Source organism: Microbulbifer sp. MI-G, assembly GCF_030440425.1.
GTDB classification, from domain to species: Bacteria; Pseudomonadota; Gammaproteobacteria; order Pseudomonadales; family Cellvibrionaceae; genus Microbulbifer; species Microbulbifer spongiae.
The window spans coordinates 4,201,184-4,219,137 of sequence record NZ_CP098023.1 but is presented as its reverse complement, the minus strand read 5'-3'; the positions used below and the strand labels follow the sequence as shown (position 1 = coordinate 4,219,137).

Sequence of the window (17,954 nt, the reverse complement as noted above, 5' to 3'; positions counted from 1 at the left end):
CACAGGCGCGGCAAACCCCTGCTGGAACGGGTTGAGAGGAGGATTTTTGTGCGGCAATGCCTAAAGGGGTTCCAGTGGGTAGTGCTCGGGAAAGGGAAGGCATGCGCAACCGCTGTCCACGGCGGCGCGGGCCACAGCGGCGGCCACTTCCGGCAGCAGGCGTGGGTCAGTAGGCTTGGGCAGAATATAGCCGGGGCCGAAGGTAAGCTCGACGCCGCCGAAGCCTTCGCGTACTGAGTCCGGTACCGGCAGATGGGCGATCTTACGAATGGCGTCGATTGCCGCTAATTTCATCTGTTCATTGATGCGCGCCGCGCGCACATCCAGTGCTCCGCGAAAAATAAAAGGAAAGCAGAGTACGTTGTTCACCTGGTTGGGATAGTCGGAGCGCCCGGTGGCCAGGACCAGGTCGCTGCGCACACTGTGGGCCAGTTCCGGTTTGATTTCGGGGTTCGGGTTGGAGCAGGCGAAAACCACTGGCTTGGGCGCCATGCGCTGCAACTGCTCGGCGGAGAGCAGGTCTGAGCCGGATACCCCGAGAAATACGTCGGCGCCGGTGATGGCATCGTCGAGCGTACGCATCTCCGTATCCCTTGCCCACTCACCCTTGTAGGCATTGATGTCGGTGCGGCCGGAGTGGATCACCCCGCGGCTGTCGAGCATGGTGATCTGCTCTTTGCGGGCCCCGGCGGCCAGCAGCAGTTTGCAGCAAGCGGTTGCAGCAGCGCCGGCGCCGAGACAGACCATGCGCACCGCATGGATTTTTTTATCCTGGATTTCCAGTGCATTGAGCATCGCCGCCACCGTCACTATGGCGGTGCCGTGTTGATCGTCATGGAAAACCGGCACCGGACAGCGCTCGATCAACGCCTCCTCGATATAGAAACATTCCGGGGCCTTGATATCCTCCAGGTTGATACCGCCGAAGGTATTGGCAATGGCGGCAACGGTCTGGACAAACTGTTCCGGGCTGCTGGCATCCACCTCGATATCCACCGAGTTGATCCCGGCAAAGCGCTTAAACAGCAGCGACTTCCCCTCCATGACCGGTTTGGAGGCGAGCGGCCCCAGGTTGCCGAGACCGAGAATGGCACTGCCATTGGTAATCACAGCCACCAGATTGCTCTTGCCGGTATAGAGGTAGGCTGCCTCGGGGTTTTTGGCAATTTCGCGCACCGGTTCGGCCACGCCGGGGCTGTAGGCCAAAGACAGGTCTTCCTGTGTTTCGGCGGCGGTGGTCAGTTCAACTGATAGTTTGCCGGGACTGGGCAGCGCGTGATAGTCCAGTGCTGCCTGGCGCAATGAATCCGTCATTTGAGAACTGTTCTCTCGAAAACTGTGGGGGTAACACCACGGTGTTATCCCGGTTACTGCGGGGACCCAGAGAATAACCGGCGGCGCTTGTGGCTACAAGCGCCGAAGCCATGACAGACCGCTAATTCCTACTCTCTGACCCCTGTCGGTTGGCCAAAAGCGGAATGTTGAGCCGCCAAATACGCCCTTTTCAGGGACAGGCTTATCATCACTACCCACAATCTTAAGCGTCCCGAATCGTTTTTGCCTGGTTGCGCAGCGGTACAGGCGGGAAACACCCAGACATAAAAAAAGCACCGAAGGCGCTCCTCGGTGCTTTTTTTACTGCGCTCGCCGCTTTCGTCGGTGAGCGCCTTGATCCGCCGTGCGCACTATTTGCCGATACGGCTGCCAAAACGCTGCTTGAAGCGGTCCACGCGGCCACCAGTGGTCGCTTGTTTCTGCTTGCCAGTGTAGAAAGGGTGGCACTGGGAGCACACATCGATCTGCAGGTCTTTGCCCAGAGTGGAGCGGGTTTTGATCACATTGCCGCAGGAGCAGGTGGCAGTGATGTCGGTGTAATTAGGGTGGATATCTGCTTTCATGATTGCCTCATTTCGATACCGCCACCCGATCATTGCCGGGCACGGCATCGCCGTTGGAACAGGAACCCGAGTGGCTCCAGGCCGTTTAAAAAGTCGGCGCATACTATCAGATTAGCGCCGGCGTTCAAGTCCTACCGCCCTCTCCCTGCGCAGGGTCTAGTCCATTGCCGAAATCAATTGTTGCAGGGCCTCCAGGTGTTGTTCCAGCGCCTTTCTACCTTCCGTGGTGAGGCGGTACCAGGTGACGGGTTTGCGCTCTAATAGATCCTTGCGCAGATCGATAAAGCCCTGCTCCTCCAGCCGCCGCAACTGGGCGCCGAGGTTGCCATCTGTTGCCGCCAGTTGCTGCTTAAAGCGGGAAAAGCTGATTTCCCCGTGCTTTGCCAACAGCACGCAGATGGCGAGGCGTATCCGGTGTTCCAGGGCAGGGTTTAAGTCCCCCAGGGCTTTCATTGTGACCTCTCGCGGTGGTGTTCTGCGCGCTGAGCGAAGCCGGCCCACAGCAGCGAGATGCCCACAACCAGACCCGTCAGCGTCCAGGCATAAGGGGGGGATATCAGTACCATGCCCCCGTAGCAGGCCAGCATCAGAAGGCCGCTGTAGAGCAATGGCCGCTCCAGGTGCACACCAGCCAGGCTATAGGACAGTCCGGCAACCAGCAGAAACAGCTCGGGTCCAGCCGCTTCCCGCGCACTGATCAGGGAGATAAAAGCCAGCAGGAAGGCCGCGCCGCTTACCAGCCAGTGCAGACCGTATCTTTGCCCCAGGGCGGCATCATTCACGCCCTCCCGCCGCCCCGTGCGCGCACCCAGCCACCAGCTAAACAGACCGCCGGCGGGACCCACGATCAGGAAGTAGAAGCCAGTCAATTGCGGCGCGAAGTCGGCCAGGGTAAAGCCGATAAAAATCAATAGGCCCCAAAGAAAATAAAGTGCGGGTATACCGCCCCGCGATGGGCCGCTGCGCACGGCGCTGCTGACATAGTCCAGGTTGTCCCTGATATTGTTCAGGTCAGTCATGAAGATCACTCCGGTTGTTTTAACAAACTCTAATATTTAGAGTTGTGTCAGTTTACTCTAAAAGTTAGAGTCCGCAAGTAAAATTTACCGTCCTGTATTTCACCGTGCCAGGTACACTAAGGGTTTTTGGAATAGCCACCGGGGGCAGGGTGCAAGAGGCGGTTCAGCAGAGAGTGATCTTACAATTGGCGGTACCCGTGCCGCTGCGGCGCCTGTTTGATTATCTGCCCCCCGAGGGTCTCTCACCACAGGCGCTGGCTCCGGGCCAGCGCCTGTGGGTGCCCTTTGCCGGGCGCAAACTGGTGGCGGTACTGGTGGCTATCGCGGAGGAGTCGCCACTGGCGGAACTGAAGCCCGCGCTGGAGCAAATCGACAGTACGGCGTTGTTTGATGAGCACAGCCGCAGATTCCTCTCCTGGATTGCCGATTACTACCAGGCACCTGTGGGAGAGGTGTTTGCAGCCGCCATGCCCGCCGCCCTGCGCAGGGGCAGGCCCGCCCACCACTGGGCTGAGCAGTGGCTGCAGCTCACCACAGAGGGCAAAGGCCTGCCGGACACGGCACTGACGCGGGCGCCTAAGCAACAGGCTCTGCTACAGAGGCTGCTGTGCAGTGGCAGACAGAGTCGTGCGCACCTGAAGGCACAGGGATTTTCAACGGCCACTGGCCGTGCGCTGCAGGCGCGCGGGCTGGTGGAATGGGTTGCCGGTCCCACAGTGCCGCCGCCATTGCCTGGGGCGGAGCCCTCTCCGGCGCCGAAGCTGAACAGCGAGCAGCAGCAGGTACTGGATGCGATGGATTGCAGCGGTTTCTCTGCCACTTTGCTGGAGGGGGTTACCGGCAGTGGCAAGACGGAAATTTACCTGCGCCTGATAGAGCGGGTATTGGCTGCGGGGCGCCAGGCGTTGCTGTTGGTACCGGAAATAGGGCTCACACCACAGACCCTGAGGCGTATCGCGGCCCGGTTTCCCGCTCACAGCATCGCCGCCCTGCACTCCGGTTTGGCCGAGGGCGAGCGCGCCCAATCCTGGCTCGCCGCTGCCGCAGGCCAGGCGGATATCGTTATCGGTACCCGATCGGTCATTATGACCCCGCTGCCGAGGCTTGGGCTGGTGATTGTCGATGAGGAACACGACGCCTCCTTTAAACAGCAGGATGGCGTGCGCTATTCCGCCCGAGACCTGGCGGTGGTGTTGGCGCGCGATACCGATGTACCGGTACTGCTGGGTTCCGCCACGCCCGCACTGGAAACCCTGCACAATGCCCTCAGTGGCCGCTACCGACACCTGCGCCTATGCCGGCGTGCCGGCGATGCGCACCCGCCGCAACTCCATGTGGTGCCAACCCTGCACGAGTCCCTGGAAGCGGGGTTCGCGCCCCAGGCACTGCGCCATATTGACGATGCGCTGGCGCGGGGCGAGCAGGCCCTGGTATTTCTCAACCGACGCGGTTTCGCGCCGGCACTGACCTGTGACGACTGCGGCTGGATCGCCGATTGTGCGCACTGTTCCAGCAAGTTGACCCTGCACCGTCGCCAGCGCCAGCTGCGCTGCCACCACTGCGATTACCGTCGCCCGCTGCTAGACAGCTGCCCCCAGTGCCACAGCCGCTCGATCTCCGCCCTCGGCGGCGGCACTGAGCGCAGCGAGGAGCTGTTACTGCAGCGCTTTGCCAGTTACCCGGTCATTCGCATCGACCGGGACACCACGGCCAGTAAACAGGCGCTGGACAGACTGCTGGCGCCGGCACGGGACGGCCTGCCCTGTCTGCTGCTGGGGACACAGATGCTGGCGAAGGGGCACCACCTGCCGAGGGTAACCCTGGTGGTGATTCAGGATGCCGACAGCGGTCTGTTCAGTGCCGATTTCCGCGCCCCAGAGCGCACCGGGCAGTTGCTGGCGCAGGTGGCGGGTCGCGCTGGGCGCGGCAGTCTGCGCGGGCGCGTGCTGGTGCAGAGCCGTTATCCAGAGCACCCGCTGCTGCAGAGGCTGTTGGAGAAAGGCTATAGTGATTTTGCACGCCAGTTGCTGAGGGATCGCACCACAGCACAGTTGCCCCCCGCAAGGGCCATGGCGCTGGTGCGCGCGGAGTGCGAGGAGCCCGCCTGGGCAGAGGCATTTTTGCAGGATGCGCGCCGGTTTATGCAATCCTTGGCGCCGCCCTCTCCGCAACTGCTTTATTTGGGGCCGGTGCCGGCCCTGCTGGAGCGCAAGTCGGGGCGCTTCCGCTTTTATGTGCAGGTGATTGCCCAGCAGCGCGCGCAATTGCAACCCCTGCTGGCACAGGTATCGACCTGGGCCGAGAGGAACACCAATCGTCGCCTGCGCTGGGCGGTGGATATGGATGCACAGGATTTGTCCTGAATATTGCCGGGGTACAGGGCTCTTGCCGGAAATGACGGTACAATGCACTGTTCGGGCAGACCAGCTGGGGAAGAGACTTTCGATGAGCCGTCGCAAAACCAACCGTCGCAATCAACATTCTGCGGGTAAACCCGCCTGGGGATGGTTTGCCCTGGGCAATATTGTCGGCGGCTTCGCGGTTTTTCTGCTCTTCCAATACGGTATTGCCGGGGCCGGGAAGGGTGTTGGCGACAACCAGTTACAGGCGGCCGAGCCGGCGGCGGAGGCGCCCTCCCAGCCGCGCTTTGATTTCTACACCCTGTTAAAGGAAAACGAGGTCTCGGTGCCACCGCCGAAGGTGGCCAGGTCCGCGCGCCACCAGGGGGAGCAAGGTTCGGCACATCGCGAGACCGGTGCGTCTCCCCAACAGGTTTATATTCTGCAGGCAGCCTCCTTTCGCGAGGCGGCGGAAGCCGAGCGCCTGCGCGCGCGGCTGACCTTGGCCAACCTGGATGTCAAGGTGGAGTCCGCCAGCGACAGCCGCGGCACCTGGCACCGGGTGCTGGTAGGGCCTTTCAGCAATCGCTCACGCATGGCCAAGGCGCGCCAGGTGCTGGCAGAGCACAGCCTGATGCCGTTGGTGTTGAAGCGCCCCGCCCATTAAAGCCGTTCTGGATGGGGGCTCCCGGTATCGCAATTGCACTGGTGGTTGTTGAAATCAACCTGCTGCGTCCTCATTTACCTAGCTTAAAGGCAATGTTCGGCACCGCTGGCACCTAACGCCCGCTGCTGAAGCCCACGCGTAACCCGAGAGGTCTCCATTGGAACAGTATCGCGGAACCACCATTTTATCCTGCCGCCGCAACAACACAGTAGTGATCGGCGGCGACGGCCAGGTATCCCTGGGAAACACCATCATGAAGGGCAATGCCCGCAAGGTACGCCGCCTGTACAAAGACAAGGTCATCGCCGGCTTTGCCGGCGGTACAGCGGACGCCTTCACCCTGTTTGAGCGCTTCGAGGCCAAGCTGGAGGCCCACGGTGGCCAGTTGACCCGCGCTGCCGTGGAGCTGGCCAAAGACTGGCGCACCGACCGCGCCCTGCGTCGCCTCGAAGCCCTGCTGGCGGTGGCCGATGCCAGTGCCAGCCTGATTGTGACAGGCAACGGTGACGTCATTCAGCCGGAGGACGATCTGATCGCCATCGGTTCCGGTGGCCCCTTTGCCCAGTCCGCTGCGCGGGCGCTGCTCGACAATACCGAAATGGACGCACGTGCGATCGTTGAACAGGGCCTGAAAATTGCCGGTGATATCTGCGTTTACACCAATCAGAACCACACCATCGAAGAATTGACCTTTTAGATGCCGCGCCTGTTGCAGCGCGCCAGGCCCGCCCGAATGTTTTGCAGGAATCCGTATGTCCCAGATGACTCCCCGTGAAATCGTCCATGAACTCGATCGCCATATCGTCGGTCAGCAGGATGCCAAGCGCGCTGTCGCCATTGCGCTGCGCAACCGCTGGCGCCGTATGCAGGTGAACGAGGAACTGCGTGTCGAAATCACTCCCAAAAATATCCTTATGATCGGCCCTACCGGGGTGGGAAAAACCGAGATCGCCCGCCGTCTGGCAAAGCTGGCCAATGCCCCCTTTATCAAGGTGGAGGCAACCAAATTCACCGAAGTGGGTTATGTGGGCCGCGATGTGGAATCCATCGTGCGCGACCTGGTGGAAATGGCGGTGAAACAGGAACGCGAACTGGCCATGGTCGGGGTCCAACAGCGCGCGATGGATGCGGCGGAGGAGCGCATTCTCGACGCCCTGCTGCCGCCGGCGCGCAGCACAGAGCCCGGCGAAAAGGACAGCAGCACACGCCAGCTGTTTCGCAAGAAGTTGCGCGAGGGTGAGTTGGATGACAAGGAAGTTGAGATCGATATGGCCGTAGCGCCCATAGGGGTGGAGATCATGGCCCCTCCGGGTATGGAGGAGATGACCAGTCAGCTGCAGGGGATGTTCTCGAATATGTCCCAGGGCAAGACACGCAAGCGCAAGCTGCCGGTCAGGCAGGCGCTCAAGCAGCTGACCGACGAGGAGGCCGCAAAACTGGTCAATGATGAGGATGTGAAAGGCCGTGCGATCCGCGCCGCGGAACAAAACGGGATTGTCTTTATCGACGAGATCGACAAGGTGGCCAAGCGCCAGGAGAGTGGTGGTGCCGATGTGTCCCGCGAGGGCGTGCAGCGCGACCTGCTGCCGCTGATCGAGGGCAGTACCGTCAACACCAAGTACGGCATGATCAAGACAGACCATATCCTGTTTATCGCCTCCGGTGCCTTCCATCTGTCCAAACCCTCGGACCTGATTCCCGAGTTGCAGGGACGCCTGCCAATTCGCGTTGAGTTGGGTTCACTTTCCTCTGCGGATTTCGAGCGCATCCTCACCGAGCCGTCCGCCTCGCTCACCGAGCAGCAGAGGGCCCTGCTCGCCACCGAAGGGCTGGCGCTGCAGTTTAGCGAGGATGGTATCCGCCGTATCGCCGAGGTGGCCTACGAGGTCAACGAGCGCACGGAAAATATCGGTGCGCGCCGCCTGCACACGGTGCTGGAGCGCCTGCTGGAGGAGATTTCCTTCAATGCCGGTGATGATGGCAGCCAGAGCCTGACCGTGGATGCCGCCTATGTGGACAGCCACCTGGGCGAACTCAGCCAGAACGAGGATCTCTCGCGTTTTATCCTGTAAATGAAGCCGCAAAAAGTCCGTTTAAATCGTGCCGACAAAAGCCTGCAGCTGGTATTCGGCGATGCCGAGTTCACCCTGCCGGCGGAATACCTGCGCGTCTTTTCCCCCAGTGCGGAAGTGCGGGGCCACGGTGCCGGTGAGCCGGCGCTGGTCAGTGGAAAACTCCATGTAGGCATCGAGCGGATTGCGGCCGCCGGGCGCTATGCGCTGAAAATCGAGTTCGATGACGGCCATGACAGCGGCATCTATACCTGGGAATACCTGCGTGAATTGGCGCAAAATTTTACCAATAACTGGGACCGCTATCTGCAACGCCTGCGCGCGGAGGGCAAGCGTCGCGACCCGGAGGAAGGAGTGGTGAAGTTTATCGGCTAAACGCCACTGTGGCCTGGGCAGGGTGCAAAGCGTATTTTTACCCCTTTTTTTCTCATGGCGGTAACTATTTTGTCTACCCCAACCGCCACGGGCAAGGCGCTTGAGAAATTGGCCGGCAGGTAATTCTATTGTCATATTTCCGGTCTCTAATGCTCGCCAAATTCACGAGCTTCGGAGAGACCCACCGTGGCAAAGACCCTGGCCTGCGCACCCAGCGCCTCTTGTATGGTTCCCCTTATTATGCTCTTCGCCTGCGCTGTTTCAGCGGCGGATTTACCGGACTACCAGACAGGTAGTGTCTGGTTCACCGATGGTGCCGATCGCCTGGCAGCGCGTGCAAGTCTCCCCCGCGGGGGAAGCACAGCGAAAAATGTCATCCTGTTTGTTGGCGACGGTATGGGGATATCCACCCAGACTGCGGCACGCATCCGTGAGGGGCAGCTGCGCGGTGAGCCCGGGGAAGAGAACTATTTATCGTTTGAGCAATTTCCCTACAGTGCACTGATCAAGACCTACAACACCAACCAGCAGACGCCCGATTCCGCCGGTACCATGACCGCGATGATGACCGGTGTGAAAACCCGTGCCGGGGTCATCAATATCGAGAGTGCTGCACAGCGTGCCGACTGCCCGGGCACTGAGGGCAGGGCATTGAACACCTTTCTCGAATTGATGGAGAGCCGTGGCAAATCTACTGGTATCGTTTCTACTGCCCGCCTCACCCATGCCACCCCGGCCGCTACCTATGCGCGCAGTCCGGAGCGCAACTGGGAGTACAGCGCTGAGGGGAAATGTGTGGATATCGCCACGCAAATGGTTGAGCTGGCATACGGAGATGGCATAGATGTCATGCTCGGTGGCGGGCGACGCAGTTTCACAACCACCGCCGCTGGCGGTCGGCGGGAGGATGGCCGCGACCTCACCAGTGAGTGGCTGGAGCGCTATGCAGATGACCAGCGCGCCGAATATGTGCAGACCGGGGCAGCACTGGCCGATGTGAACCCCGTCTCCACGGAGAAGCTGTTAGGTCTCTTTAGCTCCAGCCATATGCATTACGATGCAGACCGTATCGCCAGGGACATCGATGAGCCCAGCATTGCCGAAATGACCGATGCCGCGATCGAGTTGCTGCAGAAAAATGCGGAGGGTTACTTCCTGATGGTGGAGTCCGGCCGTATTGATCACGCCCACCATGCCGGTAATGCCTACAATGCACTGCACGACACCATTGCCTTTTCCGATGCGGTAACAACGGCCCTGGAGAAAGTGGATCTGGAGGAAACCCTGATTCTGGTGACCGCGGACCACAGCCACGTCATGACCATCGCCGGCTACCCCACCAGAGGCAACCCGATTCTCGGAAAAGTCATCGGCAATGATGGCAGTGGTGCGGCGGAACCCGAAGAGGAAACAGCGGCGGACGGCAGGCCCTATACCACCTTGAGTTACGCCAATGGCCTTGGCTTTGCGGACCTGGGTGACAACACCGATGCAGATGACCGTTATGGTATAGCGGCCGATAGCGGGCGCACGGATCTGGCCGGAGTGGACACCCAGGCGCCTGGCTTCCATCAAGAGGCGCTGGTGCCGCTTGCCGCGGAGAGCCATGCCGGTGAGGATATCAGTCTGCACGCGATCGGCGCCGGTGCCGAATTGGTACAGGGAAGCCTCGATCAGAATGCGGTTTTTCACCTGATGGTTGGCGCGGCGGCCCTGCCGGTAACAGAAGAGTAGATTGGGGGTAATTCACCATGACAGTAATCAAAAAGACCGTTTTGGCTTTTTCAGTGGCCCTGCTTTGCGTAGGTTGCAGTGATGACGATGCCAGCAGCCAGGGCCCTGCAGAACTGCCTGAAGCACAGGTGTCGGTACTGGGCCTGCCACAGGTCCAGCGCGACAGCCACTGGTTTAAGGAGGGCCAGCAGGCTGTGGAAGCAGCCCGGGCACAGGCCATCAACAATACCCCCGGTGCTGCGAAAAATATCATTTTGTTTGTTGGCGACGGTATGGGCATTTCCACGGTCACCGCTGCACGAATTCTCGCCGGGCAACAGCGGGGTCTCAGTGGCGAGGAGTACCAGCTCAGCTTTGAGAGGATGCCCTTCTCGGGGCTGGTGAAAACCTACAATACGAACCAGCAGACCCCCGATTCCGCCGGGACTATGACGGCATTGGTCACCGGTGTGAAGACCAAGGCCGGCGTATTGAGTGTGGCAGAGGATGTGGCGCGCGGGGATTGTAGCGCGAGCCTGGATCGCCCGCTGACCACCGTCATTGAACTGGCCGAGGCGCTGAATAAGAGCACCGGCATTATCAGCACCGCGCGTATTACCCATGCCACACCGGCGGCCACTTATGCCAAGGTACCTGAGCGGGGGTGGGAAGCCTCTGCTCCGAATGGCTGTCGCGACATTGCGGCGCAATTTGTTGCACTGGAGGCCGGTGATGGAATCGATGTGGCCATGGGGGGCGGGCGTCGCAGTTTTCTGCCCGCTGAAGTGACCGATCTGGAGGGCGAAAAAGGGCGCCGTGCAGATGGTCGCCACCTGATCCGGGAATGGCAGGCGCGCTATGGCGATGGGGTAACCAATGCCATCTATGTAGAGGACAGTGCGGGTTTCGAGGCCGTGGATATTGCCTCCACGGACAAACTGCTGGGCCTGTTTCACCCCTCGCATATGCGCTATGAGGCCGATCGCGGTAATGACGCTGCCGGTGAACCCTCCCTTGCCGAGATGACAGCCACAGGCCTGAAGTTGTTACAGAAAAATACCGATGGTTATTTTCTGATGGTGGAGTCCGGTCGCATTGACCACGGTCATCACGCCGGCAATGCCTATACCGCCCTTACAGATGCCGTGGCGTTTGCCGAGGCGATCCAGTATGCAATGGATAACACCAGTGCAGAGGACACCCTGATTATTGTGACTGCAGATCACAGTCACGTGATGACCATTGCGGGTTACCCGACCCGCGGCAATCCGATTCTCGGCAAAGTTGTGGGGAATGACAGTAGTGGTGAAGCGGAAACCGCCTACGCCCTGGCAGCGGATGGCCTGCCCTATACCACGCTGACGTATGCCAATGGCCCGGGCCACAGTGCCGATGATCACGGGGGTCGCAGGGATCTCACCAGTACCGACACCACCGCCGTGGATTACCGCCAGGATGCCCTGGTGCCCACGGGCAGTGAATCCCATGCGGGCGAAGACGTGGGAGTCTGGGCGCGCGGCCCCGGCGCGCACCTGGTGAGCGGCACCAATGAGCAGAATTACCTGTTCCACGTCATGGCCCGCGCTGGAGGCTTGCTGGAGTATTAACAGCCCGGCAAACAGGTCTTCCGGGACCTGTTTGATTCGCCTGGCAATATTCGGTTGCGACTGCGTGTCGTGGTGCCCATGCAGGGTCCGCGCTGGCCGAGCGGCGGCTCTAATACCGCCGGATTCACGGAGTATTGCCGGGCTGATTGGCAGGGCGTGGGTGACGTTGATCAACCCGGCGCTGCGGGACAACCCCCGGCACCGGTGTTGGCCGGGTTAGCGATTTAACAATCCCTTTACTGCCTGCGGCAGGTCTGCCGGCAAAATCACATTCTTGGCGTTGTCGGACTGGGAGAGTTCGGACAGCGCACTGATATAGCGCTCACCGAGTAGATACATCACCGGCATTTCCTGGTTGCCGATGGCCTGGGTCACCCGTTCGATGGCCTCGCGGCTCGCATCAGCCAGCACAACCTGGGCCTTGGCATCGCGCCTGGAAGCTTCCAGGCGCCCGTCCGCCTCCAGAATTGCCGCTTGTTTCTCCCCCTCGGCCCGGGTCACGGTTGCGCGGCGTTGGCGCTCCGCCGCAGCCTGTTCCTCCATGGCCTTTTGCATGGTTGGCGAGGGGTTGATGTCCTGGATCTCCACGGTTTTCAGGTTGATGCCCCAATCGGCGATATCGTCGGAAATCCCTTCCTTGAGTTTTGCTTTAATCAGCTCACGTGACGAAAGTGCCGCATCCAAAGACATTTCACCAACAATAGAGCGCAGCGCCGTCTGCACCAGGTTTTGAATCGCAATGGTATAGTCCTCCACACCGTAAACCGCTTTTTCCGGTGCGATGATGTTGATGTAGGCAACCGCATTGGCAATGATGGTGGCATTGTCCTGGGTGATGACTTCCTGTGACGGAATATCGAGCACGATGTCCTTGGTAGTGACCTTGTAGGGAATCTGGTCAATGTAGGGGATCACCACGTTCATGCCCGGCTTCAGTGTCTTGTGGTATTTGCCCAGTCTCTGGACGATGTGCTTGAAACCCTGCGGCACAATACGTACCCCTTTGGCGATGGTAATGACCACCAGTACCACCAGCGCCACAACAACATACAAACCTTCCACCGGTTTCTCCTCCCCGAATAAATGCGTAATTTTTTGAATTAAAGTGCTGTAACAATCAGCGTGTTACCGGAAATGTCCGTGACCTGAACCCGCTCGCCCACCGCCATATCTGTAGTGCAGAGAAACAGCCACTCCTCCTCACCGAGAATGGGTGCCGGGAATTTCAGTTTGCCGCGGTTTCTGCCCGTGTTGGATTCAATCACCATCCCCACTTGCCCGTTCAGTGCCTCAGCCGCCATACCGGCGGAGGTACGATCGCGCCATTTGGGTTTGATAAACGTCAGCCACAGCAACAGTGCAGTTATGGAGGCACCGATCCACAGCAGCAGTTGCAGGGCGATGGACAGGTCGGCGACCAGGAGCAAGGTGCCTACCAGAAGCGCGGCCAGCCCAAACCAGAACAGAACGAATCCGGAAACGAAGATTTCCGCCGTCACCAGCAGCAGGCCCAGCACCAGCCAGTGCCAGTAAGCGATATGGGTATTCAACCAGTCCAGCATGGCCAGTTTCCCCTTGTTATGTATTTCTGTTGAATGTTATGCCAAAAGTCCTCAATGGTCGATAAATTACCTGCGGCTATCCCGCCGGGGTTGTTGGCATACAACGTTGCATCCAGAGGGTCGGTGGGCAGCCGGGAAATCGCCCCACCCGAATGCCGTCTATGTGTGCGCGCCGAACAGCGCGAATTTTCCTCTCGGGAACAGATCCGCACTCAGGCGCTTGATCTGGTGGAAGAGTGCGGCCCTTCGCTGACTGGCGGTCTCCAGCAGCGGGATCAACTCGCCCGATAGAGCCTCCTCTTCAGCCTTTAACAGGGTGCACAGCAGGTACAGGTCGCGCCAATCGCCCAGGGCCTGGGCAAGGGCTTCGAGCGGAGTGCAGCGATCAGCCAGTGGTGGATAGCGCTCTTGCAGCAGTCGGCAGTGGTACCAGTGGTCTTTTGTGCGCTTGCGGTATTGGTGCAGGGCCTCGGCGGATTTGCGTGAAATCGCCACCGTTTTCAGGCTGCAGGCGTGCCGATAGGTGTTCAGAAACCCGCGTTGGCTGTGCTCCCAGCGCAATTGTGCCAGGGGCCAGAACAGGATACGCCCGGCGCCCTGCAGCAGCAACTCACCAACCTGCCCCAGTGCTGCCCGGTCGCCGAGCTGGCCGCTGCGCCCGGTGATAAAAGCATGGGTGCGGGGGAAATCGGCGGGCTTGGCAATCGCGGCAAAGGCATCATGGATCGACACCAGATCGCGATTGGCGGACAACTGGTTGGCGAGGGTGCGGTAGTGGGCATTCTCACGCCGGTACAGCGCCTTGTGGTCTGCACGTATCAGGCGCAGCAGCGCGCGCATTTTCTTGCAGTGCTTGCGCACCTCGTGCACCGCCTCGTGCTCGGGCAGTGTGTTCAGTGCCGAGATGGCGTCGGCAACCTCCGCCTGTGCCGTGGCTGCGAGGGCCGCTGCAAGTGTTTGCTTGCTGTTGAGTCGGTAGACCATGGTTTCCGCTGTTGCCCACTGAGCGCCAATCGGTTCGAGGGCCGGTTTGCCGATCTTGCAGGGTGACCGCTGAGCTGTGCCGGCAACCTGACGTTGCGCCGAGGTGCAATCGGTTCGGCAGCCCGAATAGCCGGGTTTACAGTTTAGCCGGCGGTCGTGCCCGGCGGGCCCGGCCAATGTACAATAGCGCTTCCAAGGTTCACTCGGCAGGCAGGACATGAAGGATCGCAAGACCACCCACTTCGGCTATCAAGAGGTTCCGGTGGAGGAAAAGGCCGGTCGTGTGGCGGAAGTGTTCCACTCGGTGGCGTCGCGCTACGATGTGATGAACGATTTGATGTCCGGTGGCATCCACCGCCTCTGGAAGCGGTTTACCATCGAGTTGTCCGGCGCGCGGCCGGGGCAGCAGATTCTGGATATCGCCGGGGGCACCGGCGATCTCACCGCGCGCTTCTCGCGTATCGTGGGTGCCAGCGGTCAGGTGGTGCTGGCGGATATCAACGCATCAATGCTGGAGGTGGGCCGCGATCGCCTGATCGACTGCGGTATCGCCGGCAATGTGGTGCCGGTGCAGGCGGATGCCCAGTACCTGCCCTTTCCCGACAATACTTTCGACTGCATCACCATCGCTTTCGGCCTGCGCAATGTCACCGACAAGGATCTGGCCCTGCGCGACATGTTGCGGGTACTGAAGGCCGGTGGCCGTCTGCTGGTGCTGGAGTTTTCCAAACCGCAGTCCCGGCTGCTGGAAAAGATCTACGATCAGTACTCCTTCCGCCTGCTGCCGTTGATGGGCAAACTGGTGGCCAACGATGCGGACAGCTACCGCTACCTGGCGGAAAGTATTCGCCGGCACCCGAACCAGGAAACCCTCAAGCAGATGATGGTGGAGGCGGGTTTTGTCGAATGTGAATTCCATAATATGACCGGTGGTATCGTGGCACTGCACCGGGGGATCAAGCCCTGAACTGCGCCGAGGGATACCCGTGTTTTTCCAGGCACGAGGCAGAACTGTCATGAACGACCCAGCTTTTCGCGCGGGATTTGATCTCGCGCTGGAAACCGCCATCAACACCGCCCTGCAATACGATCCGGCCACGCGAGCTCGCCTGCAGGGGCTGGATGGCAAAATCCTGGCGTTCGACCTGACGGCCCCCCAGATGGTGGGCTGTCTTTGCATTGAGGGCGACCGGGTGTGTTTGCGCCAGCGAGAAGAGGAACGTGCCACTACCCGGGTGCGCGGCTCGGCGGTGGCCTTTCTGCGCCTGCTGAAAGACCCGGATGCAACCCCTGCGGCACTGGGTGTTTCCATCAGTGGTTCGAGTACCCTGCTGGCGGAATTGCAGGGGATCATGCGCGATCTGGATATCGACTGGGAGGCCCCGCTGGCGCAACTGGTTGGCGATATTCCCGCACACACGATCGGCACTGTGTTGCGCGGTGCCAGCAGTTGGCTGAGTGCCAATCTCAACCGCGCACCGGCTGCGGCAGCGGAAACTATTAGCGAAGAGTGGCATCTGACGCCACCGCAGGCGCAGTTTGAGGCCTTTGTGGAAGACCTCGCCGAACTGTCTCTGGCCACAGAGCGTCTCGAAGCGCGTGTGCATCTGCTGCAGGCGCAATTTGCGCGCAGGGAGGCAGAGTAGTTTTGCCCCTTCTTCGCAGCCTCACTATTGCGCGGGTTTTTCTGCGCTACCGCCTCGACCGGCTGTTGCCGGTGGAGCACCGCCCACTGTGGCTGCGCGGATTGCTGGCGCCACTCACCCTGTTGCCGCAGCCAAAGGCGGCGCGCGGCGAGAGCCTGCGTTGTGCCCTTGAAGCCCTGGGTCCTATTTTCGTCAAGTTCGGCCAGTTGCTCTCTACCCGTCCCGACCTGCTGCCGGCGGATATCGTGGTACAGCTCGGCGACCTGCAGGACAAGGTGCCCCCCTTTCCCAGTGATCGGTGCACCGCGCTGATCGAGGAAGCCCTGGGGGCGAGTGTCGATGCGGTTTTCGCCAGTTTTGAGCGCGCGCCGCTTGCCGCGGCCTCGGTGGCCCAGGTGCATGCCGCCGTGCTCAACTCCGGTGAATCGGTGGTGGTGAAGGTATTGCGGCCCGGCATTCATGAAGTGATTCAGGAGGACCTGCGCCTGCTGGGGGTGATCGCCCGCGCTATTGAGCGCTTTGTGCCGGACGGACGCCGCCTGCGCCCGGTGGAGGTGGTAGAGGACTATCGGCATACCATCGAGGGTGAACTGGATCTGGTGCGCGAGGCCGCCAACGGTACCCAGCTGCGGCGCAACTTCAACGCGTCTCCACTGCTGTATGTGCCCGAGGTGTACTGGGAATACACCCGCACCAACGTATTGGTGCTGGAGCGTATTGAGGGTATCCCCGTTACCGACCTGGCGCAGTTGCGTGCCCAGAATACCAATATGCAGCTGCTCGCCGAGCGGGGAGTGGAAATTTTCTTCAAGCAGGTGTTTGAATACAATTTCTTCCACGCGGACATGCACCCGGGCAATATCTTTGTGTCCCGCGAGCACCCGCAACGCCCGCAATATATCGCTGTCGATACCGCTATTGTGGGCAGCCTGTCGCGGGAGGATCAGTATTATCTGGCGCGCAACCTGCTCGCCATGTTCCGCCGCGATTACCGCATGGTGGCGGAGCTGCATGTGCAGAGCGGGTGGGTTCGGGCCGACACCCCGGTGAACACCTTCGAGGCGTCAATCCGGGCCGTGTGCGAGCCCATCTTCGAAAAACCCCTGGGGGAGATCTCCTTTGCGCGGGTGCTCATCAGCCTGTTTCAGACTGCGCGCCGTTTCGATATGGCGGTGCAACCGCAACTGGTATTGTTGCAGAAGACCCTGCTGAATATCGAAGGTTTGGGCCGGCAGCTTTATCCACAGCTGGATCTGTGGAAGACTGCGCATCCATTTTTGGAGCGCTGGATGCGCGAGCGCATTCACCCGAAAACGCTCCTGGGTGAAATAAAGCGCTACGGCCCGGAGTGGCTGGAGAAATTCCCGCAGATGCCGCAGCTTGTGTACTCTGCCCTGGAGCAGTCGCGGGAACTGGCGCCTCAGTTGGAAACGATTGGCGAGAAGCTGGCGGGCGGTCAGCGCCGGGGGCGCTGGCGCTACCTGCGCCGCGTGGGCGGCGTGCTCCTCGCCGCCGGTGCCGTGGCCCTGAGCAAACCGCAGTGGCTGGAGCAGCTGCCGCCCTCGGGCTGGGCCCTGGGTTTCGCTGCCCTGGTGCTGTTACTCTGGCCCTAGCTCTGGCCAGGCCGGCGGAGCGGCCTACACTTGCAACTCCGAAGGAGGAGACATTGACTCAGGCAAAAGCGACGAGCGGTTTTCTCGACCAGGTCTGCTGGAACAGCGACGGCCTGGTGCCCGCCATTGCCCAGGACTTTAACACTGGGCAGGTGTTGATGCTGGCGTGGATGAATCGCGAATCCCTGGCACTCACCGCCAGTGAGGGTTATGCGGTTTACTGGTCGCGTTCGCGCAAAAGCCTGTGGCGCAAGGGCGAGTCTTCCGGTTTCCAGCAGAGGGTGCACGAGATGCGCCTTGACTGTGACGGTGACACGGTATTGCTGCTGGTGGAACAGCAAGGCGGCATTGCCTGTCACACCGGGCGCAGCAGCTGCTTTTACCAGCGTTTTAGCGATGGTGGGTGGCAGGTAAACCTGCCGGTGATCCAGGACCCCGAAGCCATCTACAAGTGAGCCC

The 17,954-nt window shown here is 60.6% G+C and carries 18 protein-coding genes; 11 read left to right on the top strand and 7 right to left on the bottom strand.

Annotated elements, in window-relative coordinates:
• Positions 1-60 precede the first annotated feature (60 nt).
• From M8T91_RS17400 to M8T91_RS17385, 4 genes are all read right to left on the bottom strand, one after another.
• Positions 61-1,314 (bottom strand): malic enzyme-like NAD(P)-binding protein, encoded by a 1,254-nt coding sequence (locus tag M8T91_RS17400; RefSeq protein ID WP_301415488.1) that lies wholly within the window; start codon positions 1,312-1,314, stop codon positions 61-63.
• Positions 1,315-1,685: 371 nt separating this feature from the next.
• A complete protein-coding gene (gene rpmE / locus M8T91_RS17395) occupies positions 1,686-1,898 on the bottom strand; it encodes a 50S ribosomal protein L31 (RefSeq protein ID WP_301415486.1) in 213 nt (70 codons plus the stop codon).
• A 156-nt stretch (positions 1,899-2,054) separates the two neighbouring features.
• Complete coding sequence (locus M8T91_RS17390; RefSeq protein ID WP_301415485.1) at positions 2,055-2,351, bottom strand: transcriptional regulator; 297 nt, start codon at positions 2,349-2,351, stop codon at positions 2,055-2,057.
• A complete protein-coding gene (locus tag M8T91_RS17385) occupies positions 2,348-2,917 on the bottom strand; it encodes a hypothetical protein (protein WP_301415484.1) in 570 nt (189 codons plus the stop codon). The genes M8T91_RS17390 and M8T91_RS17385 overlap by 4 nt, the downstream gene beginning before the upstream one ends.
• A gap of 149 nt (positions 2,918-3,066) precedes the next feature.
• Between M8T91_RS17385 and M8T91_RS17380 the strand changes: the two genes are divergently transcribed.
• From M8T91_RS17380 to M8T91_RS17350, 7 genes are all read left to right on the top strand, one after another.
• Positions 3,067-5,280, top strand: a complete 2,214-nt coding sequence (locus M8T91_RS17380; protein WP_301415483.1) for a primosomal protein N' — start codon at positions 3,067-3,069, stop codon at positions 5,278-5,280.
• Positions 5,281-5,362: 82 nt separating this feature from the next.
• Positions 5,363-5,923: an SPOR domain-containing protein gene (locus M8T91_RS17375; protein ID WP_301415482.1), complete on the top strand. Its 561-nt coding sequence runs from the start codon at positions 5,363-5,365 to the stop codon at positions 5,921-5,923.
• A 157-nt stretch (positions 5,924-6,080) separates the two neighbouring features.
• Positions 6,081-6,620, top strand: coding sequence for an ATP-dependent protease subunit HslV (gene hslV, locus M8T91_RS17370; RefSeq protein ID WP_301415481.1), 540 nt, complete (start codon positions 6,081-6,083; stop codon positions 6,618-6,620).
• Between the two features lie 55 nt (positions 6,621-6,675).
• Positions 6,676-7,995, top strand: coding sequence for an ATP-dependent protease ATPase subunit HslU (hslU, locus tag M8T91_RS17365; RefSeq protein WP_301415480.1), 1,320 nt, complete (start codon positions 6,676-6,678; stop codon positions 7,993-7,995).
• Positions 7,996-8,370 carry a gamma-butyrobetaine hydroxylase family protein gene (locus tag M8T91_RS17360; protein WP_301415479.1) on the top strand — a complete coding sequence of 125 codons (375 nt, stop codon included), beginning with the start codon at positions 7,996-7,998 and terminating at the stop codon, positions 8,368-8,370.
• A gap of 186 nt (positions 8,371-8,556) precedes the next feature.
• Positions 8,557-10,104, top strand: coding sequence for an alkaline phosphatase (locus tag M8T91_RS17355; protein ID WP_301415478.1), 1,548 nt, complete (start codon positions 8,557-8,559; stop codon positions 10,102-10,104).
• Positions 10,105-10,121: 17 nt separating this feature from the next.
• Positions 10,122-11,690 (top strand): alkaline phosphatase, encoded by a 1,569-nt coding sequence (locus M8T91_RS17350; RefSeq protein ID WP_301415477.1) that lies wholly within the window; start codon positions 10,122-10,124, stop codon positions 11,688-11,690.
• A 216-nt stretch (positions 11,691-11,906) separates the two neighbouring features.
• Here M8T91_RS17350 and M8T91_RS17345 read toward each other — a convergent pair whose 3' ends face one another.
• The 3 genes from M8T91_RS17345 to M8T91_RS17335 all read right to left on the bottom strand — a co-directional run bounded on the left by M8T91_RS17345 (position 11,907) and on the right by M8T91_RS17335 (position 14,455).
• On the bottom strand, positions 11,907-12,752 hold the full coding sequence (locus M8T91_RS17345; protein ID WP_299939701.1) for an SPFH domain-containing protein: 846 nt from the start codon (positions 12,750-12,752) through the stop codon (positions 11,907-11,909).
• Between the two features lie 38 nt (positions 12,753-12,790).
• Entirely contained in the window at positions 12,791-13,252 is a 462-nt protein-coding gene (locus M8T91_RS17340; protein ID WP_301415476.1) for an NfeD family protein, read from the bottom strand.
• A 159-nt stretch (positions 13,253-13,411) separates the two neighbouring features.
• Positions 13,412-14,455 carry a CHAD domain-containing protein gene (locus M8T91_RS17335; protein ID WP_301415475.1) on the bottom strand — a complete coding sequence of 348 codons (1,044 nt, stop codon included), beginning with the start codon at positions 14,453-14,455 and terminating at the stop codon, positions 13,412-13,414.
• On the opposite strand from M8T91_RS17335, the gene ubiE reads away from it, so the two are divergent.
• From ubiE to hisI, 4 genes are read left to right on the top strand one after another with little or no spacing between them, the layout of a single operon-like run.
• Positions 14,454-15,203 (top strand): bifunctional demethylmenaquinone methyltransferase/2-methoxy-6-polyprenyl-1,4-benzoquinol methylase UbiE, encoded by a 750-nt coding sequence (gene ubiE, locus M8T91_RS17330; protein ID WP_301415474.1) that lies wholly within the window; start codon positions 14,454-14,456, stop codon positions 15,201-15,203. The genes M8T91_RS17335 and ubiE overlap by 2 nt on opposite strands.
• 49 nt (positions 15,204-15,252) lie before the next feature.
• Entirely contained in the window at positions 15,253-15,882 is a 630-nt protein-coding gene (locus M8T91_RS17325) for a ubiquinone biosynthesis accessory factor UbiJ (RefSeq protein WP_301415473.1), read from the top strand.
• Positions 15,883-15,884: 2 nt separating this feature from the next.
• Positions 15,885-17,495, top strand: a complete 1,611-nt coding sequence (gene ubiB, locus M8T91_RS17320; protein WP_301415472.1) for a ubiquinone biosynthesis regulatory protein kinase UbiB — start codon at positions 15,885-15,887, stop codon at positions 17,493-17,495.
• Between the two features lie 53 nt (positions 17,496-17,548).
• Positions 17,549-17,950, top strand: a complete 402-nt coding sequence (hisI, locus tag M8T91_RS17315; protein ID WP_301415471.1) for a phosphoribosyl-AMP cyclohydrolase — start codon at positions 17,549-17,551, stop codon at positions 17,948-17,950.
• Positions 17,951-17,954 lie beyond the last annotated feature (4 nt).